13 protein-coding genes and 1 pseudogene are annotated in these 20,719 nt (G+C 37.0%); 7 read left to right on the top strand and 7 right to left on the bottom strand.

The genetic code is table 11. The annotated features are described in order from the left end of the window. Window positions 1-28: 28 nt before the first annotated feature. Complete coding sequence (locus AAGD68_RS06500) at window positions 29-556, top strand: biotin transporter BioY (RefSeq protein WP_264687867.1); 528 nt, start codon at window positions 29-31, stop codon at window positions 554-556. Then, window positions 553-963, top strand: coding sequence for a DUF1284 domain-containing protein (locus AAGD68_RS06495; RefSeq protein WP_309165647.1), 411 nt, complete (start codon window positions 553-555; stop codon window positions 961-963). Before AAGD68_RS06500 ends, AAGD68_RS06495 begins: the two co-directional genes overlap by 4 nt. 1,055 nt (window positions 964-2,018) lie before the next feature. On the opposite strand, the pseudogene AAGD68_RS06490 reads toward AAGD68_RS06495, so the two are convergent. The 3 genes and pseudogenes from AAGD68_RS06490 to AAGD68_RS06480 all read right to left on the bottom strand — a co-directional run bounded on the left by AAGD68_RS06490 (window position 2,019) and on the right by AAGD68_RS06480 (window position 6,789). Further along, window positions 2,019-3,034: pseudogene (locus tag AAGD68_RS06490) on the bottom strand (IS110 family transposase). Between the two features lie 652 nt (window positions 3,035-3,686). After that, the gene (locus tag AAGD68_RS06485; protein ID WP_341814209.1) at window positions 3,687-3,944 is read right to left on the bottom strand and encodes a hypothetical protein; all 258 of its coding nucleotides are present in this window, start codon (window positions 3,942-3,944) and stop codon (window positions 3,687-3,689) included. Window positions 3,945-3,963: 19 nt separating this feature from the next. Next, window positions 3,964-6,789 (bottom strand): WPE palindromic element domain-containing protein, encoded by a 2,826-nt coding sequence (locus tag AAGD68_RS06480; protein ID WP_265045174.1) that lies wholly within the window; start codon window positions 6,787-6,789, stop codon window positions 3,964-3,966. Between the two features lie 107 nt (window positions 6,790-6,896). Between AAGD68_RS06480 and AAGD68_RS06475 the strand changes: the two genes are divergently transcribed. The 5 genes from AAGD68_RS06475 to AAGD68_RS06455 all read left to right on the top strand — a co-directional run bounded on the left by AAGD68_RS06475 (window position 6,897) and on the right by AAGD68_RS06455 (window position 15,339). After that, window positions 6,897-10,019 (top strand): AIR synthase-related protein, encoded by a 3,123-nt coding sequence (locus AAGD68_RS06475; protein ID WP_341814208.1) that lies wholly within the window; start codon window positions 6,897-6,899, stop codon window positions 10,017-10,019. A 203-nt stretch (window positions 10,020-10,222) separates the two neighbouring features. Then, the gene (locus tag AAGD68_RS06470) at window positions 10,223-10,735 is read left to right on the top strand and encodes a hypothetical protein (RefSeq protein WP_253309619.1); all 513 of its coding nucleotides are present in this window, start codon (window positions 10,223-10,225) and stop codon (window positions 10,733-10,735) included. 298 nt (window positions 10,736-11,033) lie between these two features. Beyond that, a complete protein-coding gene (gene uvrA, locus AAGD68_RS06465; protein ID WP_253309618.1) occupies window positions 11,034-13,829 on the top strand; it encodes an excinuclease ABC subunit UvrA in 2,796 nt (931 codons plus the stop codon). A 54-nt stretch (window positions 13,830-13,883) separates the two neighbouring features. After that, a complete protein-coding gene (locus AAGD68_RS06460) occupies window positions 13,884-14,486 on the top strand; it encodes a hypothetical protein (protein WP_253309617.1) in 603 nt (200 codons plus the stop codon). 121 nt (window positions 14,487-14,607) lie between these two features. Next, complete coding sequence (locus AAGD68_RS06455) at window positions 14,608-15,339, top strand: ComF family protein (protein ID WP_253309616.1); 732 nt, start codon at window positions 14,608-14,610, stop codon at window positions 15,337-15,339. A gap of 206 nt (window positions 15,340-15,545) precedes the next feature. Here AAGD68_RS06455 and AAGD68_RS06450 read toward each other — a convergent pair whose 3' ends face one another. From AAGD68_RS06450 to dnaK, 4 genes are all read right to left on the bottom strand, one after another. After that, window positions 15,546-17,114: a UDP-N-acetylmuramoyl-L-alanyl-D-glutamate--2,6-diaminopimelate ligase gene (locus tag AAGD68_RS06450; protein WP_265045172.1), complete on the bottom strand. Its 1,569-nt coding sequence runs from the start codon at window positions 17,112-17,114 to the stop codon at window positions 15,546-15,548. Continuing rightward, window positions 17,089-18,330: a cystathionine beta-lyase gene (gene metC, locus AAGD68_RS06445; RefSeq protein ID WP_341814207.1), complete on the bottom strand. Its 1,242-nt coding sequence runs from the start codon at window positions 18,328-18,330 to the stop codon at window positions 17,089-17,091. Before metC ends, AAGD68_RS06450 begins: the two co-directional genes overlap by 26 nt. Window positions 18,331-18,337: 7 nt before the next feature. Then, window positions 18,338-18,622 carry a BolA family protein gene (locus tag AAGD68_RS06440; protein ID WP_253309613.1) on the bottom strand — a complete coding sequence of 95 codons (285 nt, stop codon included), beginning with the start codon at window positions 18,620-18,622 and terminating at the stop codon, window positions 18,338-18,340. Window positions 18,623-18,710: 88 nt separating this feature from the next. Beyond that, the gene (gene dnaK / locus AAGD68_RS06435; RefSeq protein ID WP_264731144.1) at window positions 18,711-20,633 is read right to left on the bottom strand and encodes a molecular chaperone DnaK; all 1,923 of its coding nucleotides are present in this window, start codon (window positions 20,631-20,633) and stop codon (window positions 18,711-18,713) included. Window positions 20,634-20,719 lie beyond the last annotated feature (86 nt).

The raw sequence follows: 20,719 nt of genomic DNA, 5'->3' as shown, positions 1-20,719 counted from the left end.
TTTTATAAGTTATTTTTATTGGGAAGGTATGTTTATAACACAATCTAGCAGTAGATCAACACTGGCTGAAATATTGTCTTGCGTTTTACTTTTATTCTTGATGGCTCAAATAAGCGTACCATTGCAGCCTGTGCCTATCACATTGCAAACTTTAGGAGTAATGCTTATTGGGCTTAAATTTAACCGCAGAACAGCATTCTATTCTGTGCTTACATATCTATCACTTGGTGCAGCAGGATTTCCTGTTTTTGCGAATTTTTCTGGTGGTTATCACATTTTTCTCGGACCAACAGGTGGATATTTAATTGGCTTTTTAGCTGCTGTCATAGTGATGGGTGAAGTAAATGAACTCTTAAGCCTTAAATGTGAATTACTCGCGCGCAATTCTTTAAGTTGTCTGGCTGGTACAGTTGTAATCTTTATTTGTGGTGTTAGTTGGCTTGCTGTTTACTTGGGTCTGGGACAAGCAATAATGGTGGGTGTTTTACCATTTATCCTTCCTGGTTTGGTAAAAATTTTTCTACTCGTAGCGGTTTTGCAGTATTTGAAAAAGTGATAAGGTTTCGTCCTCATCATTTCATGTGCACCCTCGCGTTTCGGGGATATGGGTATTCTCAGGGTTTTGTAGAAAATTATAAAAAGATAGCAAGCAAAGTAATGAGTGATCCTAACACTCAAATCAAAGTAGTTGGCAATCTTGATAGTATTTGTAGTGCTTGCCCAAACCAGACTAAACAAGGTAAATGCACCGAACAAGCTAAAGTTTTAGAGCTAGATAGAAGGCATATGGGAATTTTAGGAATAAAAATTGGCGAGACTTTAACTTGGAATGAGGCGGTAAAAAAGATTAGAGAGAAAATGTCTTTAAAGAAATTTGATTACGCATGTGAGGGGTGCAACTGGCAGCCATATGGAATATGTAAAAATGCCCTTTTAAATTGTCGTTCCTATAAAGGTAGTTGACAAAATGTTAAGATAAATTGAAGCATTTTTGTGGAAATAGACTTCTTGCACTACCTCCCAAGCCACAACTGTCATTCAGTAGAAAAAAAACTTGCTTGACAAACTCCGTCAGCCCCCTTATTATAATAATAAGGGTATTCATGACTCAAAACTTGTTTTTGACCTGCAGGCTCAATGACAAAATTCAGTAAAAACTCAGGGTATTTATTGGCGGATTACATAAAATTATAGCGGCTGCATGTCTTTTTTATTTTTTCTACATTCAGCCAAATCGCGCTTATTTTAAGCGTTAGCACATTATTACAGCGCCACTTACAGTAATATAGAGTCAAAACTCGCACCACGGGGCTTCTTTTGCCTTTTTTTCCGCTTGGTAAATTTCTTAAATATCTTCTTAAATTTTATAGCTAATCAGTACTGGGATGACAAGAAAGGAGCACTGCTATTATAGAGTGAAATGAGATCCCAGTGTCACGCACTGGGATGACATTATAGGAGCACTGGGATGACATTATAGGGGCGCTGGAATGACACCCTGACAATCGTCATCCCGCTACTTGTTAGCGGGATCTAGAGATACCGCGGCGGTATGATGCAGGAAAACCTAGCCAGCGTTAGCCATAACACAACACTTTTATACTCACCAAACCCAATGCATTACTTGCAATTAAGTTTCCTGGATTCCAGACTAGAATGACACCGTCATAAAAGAACCAGTGTCAGCTACTTGCATGACACCTTCCTGATAGACAATGTTCGTACAGTGTTAGCTACTCAGATAACAGGAAGAAGGTGCTGGGATGACAGGAGATACCGTCTTGTTAGTCAACAAAAAAATTATAAAAATTTCCCAAGTTGCATCATAAAATCAAAAAATACTTCCAATTGTGTAACAGTACACAGATTATAGTTAGTGGATATGTTGATAAGTAAATTAGTTTTATACGCACAAAACAGATGAAGTTTACTTATCAACATATCCACTAACCAACAACATTCAATAAATTTGTGTAAGATACCACTTTACATAAGATAGATAGGAAGCATTTTTGATTTTAAAGTACTAAACCTTCAGTCAACCTCCTAGCCCTGTAGTTTTTGATATGGTTAGGATCAAAAGCACTTTTGGATGTCAGAATACCGAAAATGATATGGAGTAGCTTACGCATTGCAGCACCAACGATGGCCATATTATGCTTACCCTTTTCCTTTAATCTTTGGCAAAAGCTCATAATGATAGGATTGTGATTCTTAGCTACTATGGCAGGAAAGAAAAGTGCCTTACGTAATGTTTGTGAACCGGATTTACTTAATCTGGGTTTGGCATATACAGAGGAACCTGACGTCATATTTCGTGGTATAACTCCTGTATATGCTGCCAATTGCCTGGCATCTCTAAAAACCTCTATATCAGAAACTTCAGCTAAAATAGCTATTGCTGATTCTTCTCCTATGCCTGGAATAGTCAATAGAAGTTGAAAATTTTCCAACAATTCTTTGTGTTGATTTAATAGTTCACGTACGGAGTTTTTTATTGTTTCTATTTTTTGAGCTATATTCATTGCAAGGTCTTCCCAAGCATTTGCAACTTCTTTAGGCAGTCTCTCTTTTTTTTCTAAGTGGTTATTTACTAATGTTAACTCATCTTTTAACGCAACTGAGCAACGATAAAGATGTTTTAATTTTTTCATTTCAGGAGAAGGTGGTGTCCAACTAGAAGGTTCCTGTCTTTGGCAATAATCAGCAATAACTTCTGCATCGGTCTGATCATTCTTTTGTCGTATCAGCTTACTCCTTGCATAAGATTTTATGCAATAAGGATTTACAACACTTACAAAATGTCCAGCATTGTGTAGAAATTCAGCCAGTGCTTCGCTATAACAACCAGTAGATTCCATGCAGGTTTTTACTTTTTCTACATTATGTTTGTGTAGAAAATTCAGTAGACTTTGAAACCATCGTTCTTAAAGCTTCTTTTTCTAGTTTCACGCTTTCCTTTTTTGCTTATAAATGAGAGAAAAACATCAAAGCGATCTTTTGATATATCTATGCCCAAAAAGTTGTTGATCATATATAACCCCATACGTTACCATTAAAAATGAAAAGTAAGGCTAACCTTGTGAATACAGAATTAGAACCATTCAGGTCTTTCTACGATACCGTCCAGCCTATACTTTTGAGAAGGGAATTCTTATCTCCTCTACAGATTTTATATCTAAGAAGAAGCACAGAGTTCCTCCCTTCTCCACCTAATGCTTAAGCTTAAAACATTAGATGCTTTTGACAAGATACAAGAAGGGGCTACTCGGATAACAAGAAAGAGGCTACTCGGATGACACCCTGACAACCGTCATCCCGCTGCTTGTTAGCGGGATCTATGTTAAGAGATACCGCGAATGAATCGCGGTATGACGTAGGAATGAATCGCGGTATGACGTAGGACTGCTGTCATCCCAGTGCCCAGACACTGGGATCCAGTTTTCCATATAACCTCATCGAAAACGTTGTATTTTAACGTAAAACATCTATTTTTATGCTTACCAACTTAATAAAATTCCTGGATCCCAGTGTCGGGGCACTGGGATGACAAAAAAGGGGCTACTCGGATGACAAAAAAAGAGCACTGGGATGACAGGAGAAGGGGCTACTCGGATAACAAAAAAGAGGCTACTCGGATGACACCCTGACAACCGTCATCCCGCTGCTTGTTAGCGGGATCTATGTTAAGAGATACCGCGAATGAATCGCGGTATGACGTAGGAATGAATCGCGGTATGACGTAGGACTGCTGTCATCCCAGTGCCCAGACACTGGGATCCAGTTTTCCATATAATCTCATCGAAAATGTTGTAACCACTTTCTATGCTAGTTTGCTTGCTTACAAGCAAACTTTTCTGGATCCCAGTGTCGGGGCACTGGGATGACAGGAGAAGGAGGCTACTTGCATGACACCATTCTTTTTCCTGAATCCAAGTAGTCAAGCTACTCGGATGACACCATTTACAACCACTCCCCTACCCTTTCTAGCTGTTTATAGCTATTAAATCTCAGGAATTTATCAAAATATGGAGAGGCAATAAAGGGTGTGGAATTACTTAAATAATTAGATAAAAAACCAGGCAGATCATTTTTTAATTCTTGCATTTTGTATCTATAATTTTGTATAGAAATAACTTTTATTTTATCATAATCAAGTTTCCAATAAGCAAGTTCTGAAACTTCTCTTTTTGTTATATGTTCTACCGCTAAGGCTTGCAAAATTAACTGTGGAAAAAACCCCGACATCACTTCTTCGTTGGAAGGTGGTGAACCAAGTTTATAGTCTATAATTGCTACTTGCCCACTTGGTAGATACTTAACTCTATCACATCTTGCTGTCAGTAAAATTTCTTGTGGGATCAGATCTCTATTTGTCATCCAAGCAGTTTCATACTGGGATACATCATCACAAGAAATATAGATTCCAGCGTCACGCGCTGGAATATGAAATATCGGACAGGTAAAACTCTTTTCCAACTCAACATAATTGCTTCGAGTTTCATCAAATTCGACAAAAGATTGAATTATCCTTTGCAGTCTTACCCACCACATATTTGAAAAATTAAACTGACTAGTCGAGAATGCTTTTCGTGCAATGCTCATTGGCGACTTTTTGTTGCGTAAATATCTTGCAAGAATGTTGTGCACCATAGTGCCAAATTCCAATATCGATGGCTTAAAATTCAAGTCTCTTAATTGTTTAAGGCCCAGTATATATTCAACGTAAAATGAATAAGGATTACGAATTAGCTTTTCTATTGCACTGCAAGACATCACCTGCATTTTTTCTTTTCTAACTTCGGTTTGAGGTTTTGGCATAGGCTGAGTACATGGAACAGTACATTCAGGCGTATTTAATATCCTCAGCCAATCGCGATACGGCTGTTTCCCCTCCTTGAGCAGAATTTCCAAACGCTGCAATAGAATTGGTTTTCTATGGCTTAGCGATCTTGTAATATAAACCTTACTTGCACAAAACAAATTGTGTAAAGTATAAAAAAAATACCCCTGCTCTTCTTGCGCAGAAGGAAGGTTAAATTTTTCTCTCGTAAGTGCATTCAAAAGCGGACTTTGAAAGCTTGGCGCTTCATTAAATCCAGCGAGTATTACAACTTTGTTGTGATATAAGCTGAATTTATTCAAGTCATTTGCTACAGAGAAAAACTCTTTCTCTAAAAATAAGGTCAGAATTTGGCTATATAACTCTAAGGAGCACTTAATTTCTATACCCTCACATGCATTCAAGAAATTACAGGTGAAATTACCTATTTCACTATTTAGCTCTGAAAAATTTATACCAGATAGCACATTAATACACTGCAAATGAGTTGCCACCACATCAGAAATAGGGCAATTTATAGAGTTAAGTAAAAGATTAAGTATAGCCTCTAACCTATTGATAATAAGCAATATATCCTCTTTATGTTTTAGCTTTTTATAGGTATTAATAGCATCTATAATATCTTTAAGGCCATTTGTACTAAAGTTGCGTAATATCTCTATTTCAAATTCAGATAAAATCCGAGTGTACTCTTCTTGAGTGTAACCAAAAGTCACTAGCCTATGTTTAAGGAGCGAAAGTAATGACACACTGCTCCAATTTGAGGTCAAAACTTCGATACTATAAAGTAGGAGTGTTATATAAGGATAATTTTCCGGTATGGCACTGTGTTGCCTTGATAAACATGCTATACGAGCTGCAAGTAATTTATCAAAGACAACCAAAGAAACGTTTTCATAACCTTCATTCTCTATAATTAATGATGTCACTTGTGCTTCTTCCTCTCTGGAATCACAAGTGATGACTTCAATATTGCCAATATGTCCATTACTAACTTTGCTTAGATCGGCAGTTGTATCAAAAATGTAATCTAGATATTCCTCAGGACTTCCTGTTATCCCAGCCCTTTCTTCTGTCATCCCAGTGCTTGACACTGGGATCCAGTTTTCATTATACAGCCACCTGGTGCGCTCATTTAAAGTTAAGTTTTCTGGATCCCAGTGTCTGGGCACTGGAGAACACGCTTCTGGCAGAAAACTCACATCTCTTCTATCTACATTTAAATAATCGAGTAGATCTTTCAGGCAATATTGATAATGTTTTTTATCAAGTGATTGCCAATCTTTCTCTTTAATTTTCAAATTCAGATTAGGAAAAATTATTTTTCCAAACGGCAGGTCATATATAGCCTTAATTAACGACTTATCCTTTCCAATTCCAACAAAGATTATATGTTGGTCTTTTTGTAAAGAGATTATCATATTGTTTATGTAATCACTCTTATGTTCTAATATATCTACTACTCCTAAATCTTTTAAAATTTTATTCCAACTCTCAATGAGTAAGCTTGTGAAATTCTCTATTTTTTTTGAATGTTCATCGAATTGATAGCAATCCGTTGTTTGGGTAGATTGAATTTTATCAAGCAATGATGGCAGGCTATAAGCTAAATCAATGGGGAAATTATCATTATTTTTTCTATTCCACTCCAATATGAATTGAATGAGTAGCAGCGTCCTCTTTGTTGGATTGATAACTTTAACTCTATCAAGATTTAATATTAAATCCTCTTCATCAATGTTTTCCAGTGAAACTATCTCTGGCAAAATTATGCATTTTTTAGCGTTATAATTCTTGAACGCACTCAGCAGCGCTATTACATCCCTTTTGCAGGGAAGTATGATCTTTATCTCGGGAATTTTTTCTCTTTCATATTCAGAAAATATGTGCTGAACCAATACATTGAAAAAGGACTCATCCACATTAACGGTAAAAACTCTTCCCACTAACAGTAACAATTAATACAATATTTTATTATATAGAAATCACTCAAAATATAAATGTGCTCGCAGTTTCTTATGCTATGATATATTAAAGTCTTTCACAATATTACATGGCAAACATCAGAATAGAAGTTTTAAATAAATGTGAACAAGTTGGCCGCAGAAGGGTAGTTAATGTTTACTTGATTTACATAAGCAAAGAATTACCATCAAAATTACATGAAGAAATTTGTGGGCTATTTTATAATAAAGTCATACAAGACTGCCGTTATTATTCCTACAATGAAAACCTTCAATATGACTTCATAGAACCACAAGCAAAGTGGGGCTTGGAAATAAGCTTTTTACCTGGCATGACTGACAATGTGGGCAACACAGCGAAACAAATTGTTAGAGAGTATTTAATTAGCAAGGGCCACATTGATGAAGGCGTTCATATCAAAGCAAGAAGTTCAAAGCTGATTTTGGGTAAAGGAAGCATGCCAACCGAAGATGATATAAAGCAAGAATTCAACCCTATCACTGAATATTGCACACTTATCTGTAAGAACTATAGCTGGAAATATTATGGTAAATCGAATACAACACCTGGTGTCATCCCAGTGCCCCGACACTGGGATCCAGAAAATTTCAAGCAATTGTATAATGCAAACTGGATTCCAGTGTCAAGCACTGGAATGACAGAAGGTAGGGTTGGGATGACAGAGGATAGTACTAAGTCTGTTGACCTCAATGTGAGTGACCAAGAGCTTGAAAAAATCAGCAGAGATGGAATCGATGGTAATGGCACTTTAGGGCTCTCGCTGGCAGCAATGAAAGCTATAAAGGATTACTTTAAAAAACTCGGTAGAAATCCATATGATATTGAACTTGAGTCTCTGGCACAGACTTGGTCTGAACATTGTAAACACAATATTTTTTGCTCCCCTATTGATGAAATAAAAGACGGTCTATATGCTCATTATATTAAGCGTGCAACGCGTGAGATAAATTCTGACATATGCGTGTCAGTTTTCTCCGACAACGCAGGAGGAATAATTTTTGATGACGATTACTTGATTGTCGATAAAGTTGAAACTCACAATAGCCCTTCAGCTCTTGATCCATTTGGTGGAGCAATGACCGGAGTGCTTGGAGTTAATCGTGATATAGTGGGTTTCGGGAAAGGCGCGGAGCCTATAATGAATACCTATTACTTTTGCTTTGCCAAAGAAGCAAAAGGCAAATTTTATAGGGACAAGGAGCGCACTGATGAGATCTTACCGCCAAAATATATAATGAAAGAAGTGATTCATGGCGTTAATGTTGCTGGTAACTGTTCTGGCATTCCAACGCAACTTGGATCGGTATATTTTGACGATAGATTTTGTGGCAAGCCATTAGTCTTTGTTGGAAGTGTCGGAATTATTCCACGCAATATAAATAATGCACCTTCACACATTAAAGGACCAAAAAATGGCGATAAAATCGTAATTATTGGTGGAAGAGTTGGAAGAGATGGAATTCACGGTGCAACGTTTTCTTCAGAGGCTTTGTCGGGAAACAGCCCTTCAACGATTGTGCAAATTGGTGACCCCATAACACAAAAAAAACTATCCAATGCCGTCATAAAAGCAAGAGATCTTAGTCTTTATAATGCAATAACGGATAATGGAGCAGGCGGTCTATCATCGTCTATTGGTGAAATGGGAAAAGACGGATTTGAAGTTGATTTGAACAAGGTTCTCCTTAAAAACGATGGTATGGCTCCGTGGGAAATATGGATATCAGAATCACAAGAGAGAATGACTTTAGCAGTGCCAGAAGAAAATTTTCCTGCGTTTAAGCAAATCATGAAAAAACATGATGTGGAGGTTTGTGTGATTGGAGAGTTTAATGAGAGTGGTAAAGCTGTTGTTAAATGTCCTGAAGGGACAGTAATAATGGATATGGAAACTGAATTTTTGCATGACGGTAATCCCAAAGTGCATTTACAAACAAAGCCATGGTCTAAGGAGCCTGCTGTCATTCCGGAACCCTCTCCTGTCATCCCAACACTCTTCCCTGTCATCCCAGTGCTTGACACTGGGATCCAGCAGGCTGAGCCTGCAAACATTTTATGCAAAAACCCATCCAACGGTGGAATTGAATGTGAAATGGATTCCAGTGTCAAGCACTGGAATGACACCTTTGCATTAAAAAAAATGCTAAGCAGACCAAACATATGCAGCAAAGAGTTCATAGTGGTGCAATATGACCATGAGGTTCAGGGGTCGTCAATACTGAAACCACTGCAAGGCAAGGGAAGAGTATGCAGTGAAGCTGTTGTCTCGAGGCCAGTCCTTTCTTCAAACAAAGGTGTTGTAAAATCGCAGGGATTTGGCTCAAGTTATGGAGAAATTGACACTTATCACATGGCAGCATGTGCGATTGACACTGCAATACGCAACTACGTAGCTGCAGGAGGAAATATAAATCATCTAGCGTTGCTCGACAATTTTTGCTGGTGCGATGCTTATAATCCAGAAAGGCTATGGCAGCTAAAGAGAGCTGCAGAGGCTTGTTACGACTTTGCAACTGCATTTAAAACGCCATTCATATCCGGAAAAGACAGTATGTTCAATGACTTCAAGGGATATGACGAAAATGGCGAGAAAGTGATGATATCTGCACCACCTTCATTACTCATTTCAGCAATTGGAGTTATAGAAAATATTGAAAATGCGGTATCGCTTGATGTGAAAATGCCAGGGGACTTGATATATGTGCTTGGTACAACCCACGATGAGCTTGGTAGATCTGAATATCAGTTATATAGTGGAATAGATAATAACAACGTGCCAAAAGTTGATGCAAAGAGCGCTAGGAAGTTGTATGAGCGTTACAACCAGGCAATAAAAGATGGCATAATTGCCTCTGCAATTGCACCAAACTTAGGCGGCTTAATTATTGCTCTGGCAAAATCGCTAATTGCAGGAGACCTTGGTGCTGAAATCGATCTTTCACTAGTACCAATAGGAAAAACACAAAATACAGACATAATAAACAAGATAATAATGTTTTCTGAATCGCAAAGTAGAATTTTGGTTACTATTGCACCACAAAATCAGCAGAGGTTTGAAGCGTTGTTTGAAGATGCGGCTTATTCATGTATTGGCAAAGTAACAGAGAAAAAGGTGCTAAACATAAAGGATGTTTTAAAAGTAAATCTGAAAGATTTGGGAAATAGTTATTATATAGCTAAAGTAACTTAGGTTTACAGACGATTTGATAAACGACAAACTCGTCATCCCGCTGCTTGTTAGCGGCCGCGGCGGTATGACGTAGGAAAACCTTTCTTGGGTAGCTATAGCATGTCAGTTTAAAATGTTTTTTTTCCATTAGGTTAAATAACTCTTTCACTATGTGCAATATTTACTTAAAATAAATGTATGTCATTAAATTTGGGTAGGTAGTTATGTCTATTTTACTGACACTCTTATTTATCAGTCTTTCTTTACTCAACGCTTCAAATAAATTGATGATATGTGCTGCTTTATTTATAGGAGCTGCTTTAGTTGTAAATTCAATGGTTGAATTTTATGGCAAAGAAAAAGCTACGTATAGCTTAATAGTGTGTACAGCGCTATGCTGTATTTTAAAATGGCAAAGTTTTAGTTTGATGATATTGACTTCATATGCTGCAATTTTAGTATCTCTTCTCTCGAGCATAATTGTTTTTGAAAAATTGAAGTCCAAGTTGAATTTTCATATGGCAAATTTCATTACTTTAATTATGGCATCAGTAATTGATAGTGCCGTTGTATGTGTTGGATTACTATACAAATTTTCTGCAGGTAAATGCTTAGCAATATATATTAGAGATTTAATTTTTAAGTTTTCTTATGCGTCAGTATTAAGCATCTGCTTGTTTGTAGGAATGTATTTATTTTGCTTGGCAAACAAGAAGTATTTTAAGATTTCCACATAACCTGTTTTCTGATATAGCTAAACTGACTTTGGGTCCTGGGAATGTATTTGGTGCGTAACAACAGTTTAGAATTTATAGGTAGTAGATTTGCCCTAAGACTCTAACACAAGTTGTACAGCCCTACGTCATACCGCCCGGTATCTCAGCATAGATTCCGCTAACAAGTAGCGGAATGACGATTTACCAAACGCTGCCTAATTTTCCGTAACAGTTGAAAAAATCAATAGAAAATCAACATATCACTGTAAATTCATGTATTTTAAGGCTATAATGGTTAAAATACGTTATATAGTATAATATGGACGATTTTATAAGAGTTAAGGGTGCAAGGGAACATAATCTGCAAGGTATAGATGTCAATATACCGAAAAATAAGCTAGTTGTTATAACTGGGCTAAGTGGTTCTGGTAAATCTAGTCTCGCATTTGATACGATTTATGCAGAAGGCCAACGCCGATACGTTGAAAGCCTATCAGCTTACGCGCGTCAATTTCTCAACATTCAGGATAAACCAGATGTTGAGTCGATTACAGGTCTTTCCCCTGCAATATCTATCAACCAGAAATCGATCTCAAAAAATCCAAGGTCAACAGTTGGAACTGTTACCGAAATTTACGATTACTTGCGCTTAGTATATGCACGAATAGGGGTTCCTTATTCACCTGCAACTGGATTACCGATAACAAAGCAAACTGTATCTCAAATTGTAGATACTATAATTGCGTTACCTTTAGAAACTAAAATATATATACTTGCCCCTGTTGTGCGTGGTAGAAAGGGAGAACATCTCAAAGAGATATTGGAAATTAAAAGACAAGGTTACGTAAGGTTCAAAATAGATGGTGAAGTGTACAATGTAGATGACTTGCCTAAACTTGATAAGAACAAGAAACACGACATTTTTGTGGTTGCAGATAGAATATCAATATTGGGCGATATAGGAAATCGACTGCCAAGTAGTATAGAATCCGCACTAAAACTTGGTAATGGTCTAATGTATGTAGAAGTAGTAAACCTACCTGACAACCATAATTCCGAGTATAAAAATGGTCAAATTCTGACTTTTTCAGAGAATTTTGCATGCCCCGAGTCTGGTTTCACTCTTGAGGAAATAGAACCAAGATTATTTTCTTTTAACAGCCCTTACGGTGCATGTGGTTCGTGTAATGGGCTTGGTAAAAAGCTGGCTGTTGATGTAAAGCTGATAGTGCCAGATGAAACTCTTTCAATATCTGAGGGTGCTTTAAAGCCAGTAGGACCAATGTTCCGTCAAGTGCACACAAGTTATGGATTTCTAAAAAGTGCAATTCTATCACTGGCTGAAAATTGTAAATTTAGCCTTGATGTTCCGTGGAAGAACATAGATCAAGAAGTAAAAGATATGATACTCTTTGGCTCTAATAAATTTCAAGGTTTGATCAGTATCTTGGAGAACCAGATGGATTATGATGAAACGCTTGTTGAGCGATACTGCTCTGTTATTCATTGTAAGGAATGTACTGGCCATAGATTGAGAAAAGAAGCACTCACAGTGAAAATTGATAGCAGACATATAGGTGAAATATCAGGGCTCAGCATCGATAAATCCCTTAAGTGGTTTGAAAATTTGCCAGACAAGCTCACAGAACAACAGAAGCAAATCTCAAGTAAAATATTAAATGAAATAATCAAGAGGCTAGCATTTCTAAAGAATGTAGGGTTGAATTACCTAACGCTCGATCGAGAATCTAGCACTCTCTCTGGCGGTGAGAGTCAGAGGATCAGACTTGCTTCGCAAATTGGCTCTGGTTTAACAGGAGTGCTGTATGTGCTTGATGAACCCTCGATAGGCCTTCATCAATGCGATAATGATCGGTTAATTGCTACACTGAAAGACTTGAGAGACATGGGTAACACTGTAATCGTTGTTGAGCATGATGAAGATACAATAATGGCTGCTGATTATGCGATTGATATTGGTCCTGGAGCTGGCGTAAATGGTGGAAAAGTTATTGCAGAAGGAACACCAGACCAGGTGCAAAGAAATTCAGGGAGCATAACAGGGCAATATTTGAGTGGAGAGAAAAAAATTTTAATTCCAAGGAGAAGAAAGCAAGCAACTCAGTTCATAAAAGTAATAAATGCATGTGAAAATAACTTAAAAAATGTGAACGTTAAATTTCCTATAGGGAATCTTATTTGTGTTACTGGAATATCAGGAGGGGGAAAATCAAGTTTAGTCATAGAAACGTTATATAAATATTCAGCACATAAGATATATCATTCGTCTGCACGGTATGGTCGGTGTGATAGAATAGAAGGCCTTGAATATATAGATAAAGTTATAGAAGTTGATCAGTCGCCAATTGGTAGAACTCCTGCGTCAAATCCAGCAACATATGTCGGTATGTTTACTCATATAAGAAATTGGTTTGCAGGTCTTTCGGAGTCAAAAGCAAGGGGATATAATATAGGCCGGTTTTCATTTAATACCAGAGGGGGAAGGTGTGAGGCTTGTAAAGGTGATGGGCACTTAAAGATAGAGATGCATTTTCTACCGGACGTTTATGTGAAGTGTGAGCAGTGTAAAGGGCGAAGGTATAATCGTGAAACATTGGAAGTTACTTATAAAGGAAAATCAATCTCTGATGTGCTTGATATGACGATAGATCAGGCTTGTGATTTTTTTGAAAACCTTCCAATGGTAAAAGAAAAGTTGGTTTCTTTGCAGGAAGTGGGGCTTGGCTATATAAAACTCGGACAGTCGTCAACAACGTTGTCTGGGGGTGAAGCACAACGAATAAAGCTGTCCAAAGAGCTATCAAAACGATTTACCGGAAGAACATTGTATATTCTTGATGAGCCAACAACTGGATTACACTTTGAAGATATAAATAACTTACTAAAAATACTCCATAGATTAGTCGATCTGGGAAACACTGTTATAGTTATCGAACACAATTTGCACGTTATAAAAACTGCAGATTATATAATAGACATCGGACCAGAGGGCGGAATAAAAGGCGGAGAAGTGATTGCCACTGGAACTCCAGAAGAAGTGGTAAAAATTCCAGAAAGTGTTACAGGCAGGTATCTTAAAACGTATTTATTATAAACTATTTCTTAATTATATTAGGCTAGGTTGCATATTTATGATTTGGAGAGGGTAATGTCAATATATCAATATTTTAAAAGGTATGCTAAACATGGAATTGTACCTGCTAAGAGAGCAGAAGATTGCACACTAGTTCCAGAAAATAGTTTCTATAAGTCCGTACATTACGTTGATAATGTGCTAGGACCTGTGAAAGATGTAATTTGTGGAGTTGAGAGTAAAGACAATTATAACAAGTATTATAAAAACAATGATAAATGTGAATACGTGGGTTACAGGGCAGAGGAAGTGTTTCCACTTTGTGAACGGGGTGCTTTTCTAGTAGCTAGCATAATATTGCAACCTTTATGTTTGATACTAGCATATTTGTCATACTTCCCAATTAAGTTATTATCAAAAATAACAGGGGACTATTGTTTAAAAGCAAGTACAAAGTCATTAGTTGATCATTCAAATGCATTTTTAAGTGCTGGGCAAGATTGTGCTAGTGCAGTAGCTGAAGTATTTAACAAGATTGTAAGTTATGCTTGCGCTGCTATCATTTGGGCTGCCGCGTCAATGATAACGCCACTTGTGTGGGCTTGCAACAAAGTGCAAAGTAAGTTAAGTGAAATACAGGAGCCAGAAAAACATCAGCTTTTATCTAATAAGTTATAAGTTCTGCTTTTTCAGCAGTGGCTCAGTTTGAATTACATTGAAATGAAATAAAAAGTGAAAGAGTGTAAGCACAAGTTACTTTAGCTATACTATATAAATTTTATAATATATTTAATGAATTGTGAACCTTCTCTTACTAAAAAAAGCTACAAATCTTATATTTCCGAACGTATGCGTAAGTTGCGAATATATCATTGATGAAAATCTTAATCTATGTAGTGAATGCAACAAAAAAATCAATTTTCTAACTAAGCATTACTGCAATGTTTGTGGCGTAGTAATCTCAGACAATATTCATACGTGTGGTAAGTGCATCATCAATCCTCCACCGTTTAAAGTATTAAGATCAGTTTTTGCTTATGATCAACATAGTAAAAACATGATTATAAATTTCAAATTTTTTGATAATTTGAATTACGTAAAAATCTATGCAAAGTGGATACACCAAGCTAATCAGGATACGTTTCAGAACGCAGAGGTCATAATTCCTATACCGTTACATAAAATGCGCTTGTTTAAACGTAAATATAATCAAGCAGCATTGCTTGCAAAAGAGTTGAGTAAGTTGTCCAATTTATCCTATACGCCATTTGCAATAAAACGTCTTCGCCATACTGCGCCTCAAGCTGGTCTTTCACTTAAACAGCGTGAAAAAAATTTGAAAAAGGCTTTTAGCATAACCAACAAGAAAATTATCGAAAATAAAATCGTGATATTAGTTGATGATGTGGTAACAACCGGAGCAACTGTAAGATCTTGCTCTCAAGAAATTTTAAACTCCGGTGCAAGAGAAGTGAGAGTGCTATCACTTGCAAGAACGGTGAATGATTGGACCTCTTGCATAAAAAATTAGCAGTCAGTGTCATCCAAGTAGCTTGACTACTTGGATCTATTTTTTTCTAGATTCCAGTGCCAGCGTTACGCACATAGCTGTACGAACATTGTCTACCAGGAGGATGTCATCCCAGTGTCAAGCACTGGGATGACATCACTTTTGCTTCAATATTCGCACATTAGCCACGTCCCTGAACAGATACGGAGGTAAGCCCATTGTGAAAATCAGTATGTTAAGGCATGATTTTTAATAACCTCAACATCACTGAACTCAAAAGTTTGGCTTCCTACAATTTGGAATTTCTCATGTCCTTTTCCTGCAACTAGCAGAATCATACCCTCGTTATAGGCAATATCTACTCCTTTCTCTATAGCTTCTCTTCTATCTTCTATCTCTAGCGCATTAGGGCAATGTAGTAAAATACCACGACGAATTTCTGCAGGATTCCCATCACGCGGATTGTCATCCGTGATTATCACTTTGTCTGCATATATTTGTGCTACTTTACCCATTTCTGCGCGTTTTGTTTGATCACGATTGCCACCACAACCAAAAACTAGAATTATTTTTTTATTGAAGTGCCATTTTAAAGACAATAGGGCTTGTTTAAGCGCACTTGGAGTATGAGCGTAATCCACAAATGCAAAAGGTTTCACTTTTTCCATTCTTCCTGGTGGAGAAACGAGTTTTTCTACGCATATTTCTCTGTAATTCAGTCCAGACGAGGTAACTATACCCATTGCACACAACAGATTATATGCTTGAAATTGCCCCAGAACCGGAAAAAACGTATCATAAATTTCACCACCAATTTTTATTGTAAGGTGTTGACCATTAGGGGTTGGTGTTTGCTCCAATAAAGTAATATCAGAGCCTGTTTTTCCATAGGTGATAATTTTGTTGCTGCGTTTTTCAGCTATCTTAAGCAACGCGTAGTATTCATCTATATCCGCATTTAAAATCGCTGTTTTTCCTTCTGGTAATACCTCGTAAAATAACCTTTTTTTAGTTTCTAAATATTCACCAAGATTTTTATGGTAATCTAAATGATCTTGCGAGAAATTAGTAAAAGCTGCAGCACTCAACTTTAATCCATGGATTCTATATTGATCAATCCCATGACTTGATGCTTCTAACACTAAGTGTTCTACATTTATACCACGCAATGTTGCGTAAAGGTCATCTGCATCTGGAGTGGTAAGACTGTTGCTATTACCTTTTCTACCATTATTGATGCATGTTCCAAGTGTTCCAATAGACGCAGCATTATAGCCAGAGTTTTGCCAGATCTGGCGGCAAAATTCTACTACTGAAGTTTTACCATTCGTACCCGTTACAGCAGCAACATATTTGGGCTGTTTGAATTGATAAAACCTGCTGACTATTTCGCTGTATATTTCTTGAGGATTTGGGTGTTCAAGCACTGCAAAGCTCGAAGTATCTGTCATTCCAGTGCGTAACACTGGAATCCAGTTTTTATTATACAATTGCCTAGTGTGCTCATTTGCAATTAAATTTTCTGGATCCAAGTAGTCAAGCACTGGGATGACATCTTTTTTGGTTCCTTGTATGACAACGTCTACACAGTCGTGTGCGTGATACTGGGATTCAGTAGGAAAAATCTGGATACATGCTGGTTTTCTAGATTCCAGCGTCACGCGCTGGAATGACACCGCAGACACACAAACGAAAAGATAACCTTCCTTGACTCTCTTGGGATTACATGTAACGCCCTTGATTTCAACGTCAAAGTTAACATCAACAATATCATGCAGTAATTCTCTCAGTTTCATGTCCTACTTCATCGTTTTGAAAGTCTAAACATGGTAACCTTTTTAGTGCGTCATTAAGGTCAAAGATTAAATCTTCAGGATCTTCCAGTCCACAAAATATTCGCACGAAACTTCCACCACAATCTGAATTCATTACAGATCTTGACATAGATCTACGATCTACTGGTAATATCAAACTGTCGCACCCTCCCCAAGAAGCACCAATACTAAAAATTTTCATATGATCAACCATGCAGCTTAGTTCTTCACATGAATATTCTCTATCCAGTGCTATACTGAATGTGCCGCTTGCTCCTTTGAAGTAACTTTTCCATAATTCGTGTTGAGGATGGGAGGGAAGTGCTGGATATAAAACCTTTCTAACTTTTTGCTGTGCTTCTAGCCACTTTGCCACTTCCATTGCTGTATTTTGGTGCCTTTTCATACGTGTGTGCAGTGTTCTTAGTCCCCTGTGTGCAAGGTAGCAGTCGTGCGATTGAATGGTTACTCCATAATTTTTATAGCTCTCATAAAGCAATTTAAAAATTTCACCTTCAGCAATAATAGCTCCCATAACTAAATCTGAGTGACCGGCTAGATACTTTGTCACTGAATATAGTGCAACATCAATTCCATAATCAAGCGGCTTAAATAACAAAGGAGTGGCCCATGAATTGTCGCAAACGGTTACGATTCCATGTTCTTTAGCAACTTTTACTATATGCTCTATATTCGAAATCTCAAACATTATAGAACCAGGAGTCTCGATCATTATCAATGAAGTATTACTCTGAATTAAATCAGTTATATCCTGCGTTGGATCATAAAAAGTTACTTCTGTTCCTCTTTTTGGTAGCTCATTTTCTGCAAACCTCCTAAGCCTATAATAACTATTATCTTGAATTAAAACGTGCGAGCCTGCTTTAGTGAAAGTCAAAATAGCAAAAGTAAGTGCAAATAGTCCGGAAGGATAAATAAGCGCTTGTCCACTCCCTTCAATTTCAGCCAGTGCATTTGAAAGATAATGGACAGTAGGAGTACCAATATTACTGTAGCTATAATCCCTTGCAACACCATCGTTGATTACATCGTATATACTTTCTCCATTTGCTGCATTTAAGTAGTCCTTGTAAGTAGGAAATAATATGGTAGAAGAATGATAAACTGGCGGGTTCATAGAACCTTTATAGTCATTAAATTTTCTTCCTGCTTTAACTAATATAGACTCTTCCTTCACATTTTTATTATTTATTTTTTAAATTGTACTCGTTTTGCGTATACAAGTGAAGAGAAATTGCATGTATTAGCTCTATCTCACCCTTCAATAACTCATAAATCAACTTATGTCTTTTTAGAATACTCATTCCAATAAAGCCGTCAGATATTAATATTAATTTAATGTGCGAAGGTAATGTTGAAGATGAAGCAAAATAATGATCAGCATGCTTTGCTGATTCATCGACAATGTTGATATCAATTACATCTATCGAATCGCGTATCTTTTCTTCTATTGTTTTAATAATATCCATAATGGTTTCTTTAAGCAACAACATGCTCCTCTTGTCATCCAAGTAGCTGACACTGGGATGACAGGAAAAGTGATATAACAATACACCCTTATTTATTCTCTTCCTTATTATCTATGTCTTGATAATCAGAATCTACTACTTTTTCTTCTTTATCATTTGGATTCCCTTCTGATGAAAAGCCATTTCCAGCACTATTTTGTTGTGAGGCATTATACATAGCTTCTCCAAGTTTCATAGATAATTGAGAAAGATTAGTAACTTTCTGCTGGATTGAATCAGCGTCATCAATGTTATCAGATTTACTAACTTCTTTTAATTCGTTAACTGCATTTTCAATAGCAGATTTATCTTCTGGTGAAACTTTATCACCATACTCTGTCAGAGACTTTTCTGTAGAATGAACTAAACTATCCGCTTGATTCTTCACTTCAATAAACTTTTTGCGCTTTTCATCTTCTTGCGCTTTTTCTTCAGCTTCTTTTACCATGCGATTTATTTCATCATCAGATAGACCACCTGAAGATTGAATGCGTATTTTTTGCTCTTTTCCAGTAGCTTTATCTTTTGCAGAAACGTGTGCTATTCCATTTGCATCTATGTCAAATGTTACTTCGATCTGAGGAACTCCACGAGGAGCAGGAGGTATCCCTTCCAAACTAAACTGACCAAGTAGCTTGTTATCAACCGCCAATTTTCTTTCACCTTGATGTACCTTAATTGTAACGGCTGTTTGGTTATCTTCTGCAGTTGAAAACACCTGAGATTTTTTAGTAGGAATAGTAGTATTACGTTCAATAAGTGGAGTGAATACTCCTCCTAGAGTCTCAATACCAAGAGAAAGTGGAGTCACGTCAAGTAGTAACACATCTCTTACATCACCTTGAATGATTCCCGCCTGTATTGCAGCTCCAATTGCTACAACTTCATCAGGATTTACTCCTCTATGTGGATCTTTGCCAAAGAATTCTTTAACTTTCTCTATGACTTTTGGCATACGAGTCATGCCACCAACGAGAACCACTTCGCCAATTTGACTAGCAGACAAACCAGCATCCTCAAGAGCTTTTTTACAAGGAGCCATAGTTCTTTCGATTAAACCATTCACTAAGCTTTCAAGTTTTGCTCTCGTTAATTTCATATTTAAGTGTTTTGGACCACTTGCATCAGCTGTAATAAACGGTAGATTTATTTCCGTTTCCATTGCACTTGATAATTCAATTTTCGCTTTTTCAGCAGCTTCTTTGATTCTTTGCATAGCCATTGGATCATTTTTCAAATCAATGCCATTACTTTTCTTGAATTCATCTAGTAAATAACTCACTATTGCGTTATCAAAGTCTTCACCTCCAAGATGAGTGTCACCATTTGTAGCCTTTACTTCAAAAACCCCTTCACCTATTTCAAGTATTGAGACATCAAATGTACCACCACCAAGGTCATATACCACTATTGTGTGCCCATGTTTCTTATCAAGACCATAAGCAAGCGCTGCAGCAGTCGGTTCATTTACTATTCTGAGCACATTTAATCCGGCGATTTTTCCTGCATCTTTTGTTGCTTGACGTTGAGAGTCGTTGAAGTATGCTGGCACTGTTATCACAGCATCTTTTACTTCCTCTCCAAGATAAGCTTCTGCTGCTTCTTTCATGTTTTGTAGTATGAATGCACCAATTTGACTAGGAGAGTATTCTTTATTATCAGTGGTTTTAACCCATGCGTCACCATTTTTTGCTGCAAACACTTTATACGGCACGTTTAGATTTTTCATTTCAGAATCACCGTATTGACGGCCTATTAATCTCTTAGTAGCAAAAAAAGTATTACTTGCATTGGTGGTTGCTTGTCTTTTTGCAGGAGCGCCAATCAACCTTTCTCCTGACGAAGTAAATGCAACTATAGATGGAGTAGTTCTTGCCCCTTCTTTATTTTCTATTACCTTTGTATCCTTGCCCTGCATTATTGCAACACAAGAATTTGTTGTTCCGAGATCTATGCCTATTGCTCTTCCCATAATGAGTACCCCATTGTAAATATTATCTGATATAAGAATATATAAGTATAGGACTTATTAATTACAAGCCCAATTTAGGGTTTCTA

It is taken from the genome of Wolbachia endosymbiont (group A) of Machimus atricapillus (assembly GCF_964027095.1).
Lineage (GTDB): Bacteria > Pseudomonadota > Alphaproteobacteria > Rickettsiales > Anaplasmataceae > Wolbachia.
The sequence above is the reverse complement of the archived record's forward strand: the minus strand, read 5'-3'. Positions and strand labels throughout refer to the sequence as shown.

Bases quoted from the DNA above. Each gene is read 5' to 3' on its own strand.
- AAGD68_RS06500 (WP_264687867.1), top strand. From the start codon at position 29: ATGTTTATAACACAATCTAGCAGTAGATCAACACTGGCTGAAATATTG.
- AAGD68_RS06475 (WP_341814208.1), top strand. From the start codon at position 6,897: ATGGCAAACATCAGAATAGAAGTTTTAAATAAATGTGAACAAGTTGGC.
- AAGD68_RS06470 (WP_253309619.1), top strand. From the start codon at position 10,223: ATGTCTATTTTACTGACACTCTTATTTATCAGTCTTTCTTTACTCAAC.
- uvrA (WP_253309618.1), top strand. From the start codon at position 11,034: ATGGACGATTTTATAAGAGTTAAGGGTGCAAGGGAACATAATCTGCAA.
- AAGD68_RS06460 (WP_253309617.1), top strand. From the start codon at position 13,884: ATGTCAATATATCAATATTTTAAAAGGTATGCTAAACATGGAATTGTA.
- AAGD68_RS06450 (WP_265045172.1), bottom strand. From the start codon at position 17,114: ATGAAACTGAGAGAATTACTGCATGATATTGTTGATGTTAACTTTGAC.
- AAGD68_RS06440 (WP_253309613.1), bottom strand. From the start codon at position 18,622: ATGGATATTATTAAAACAATAGAAGAAAAGATACGCGATTCGATAGAT.
- dnaK (WP_264731144.1), bottom strand. From the start codon at position 20,633: ATGGGAAGAGCAATAGGCATAGATCTCGGAACAACAAATTCTTGTGTT.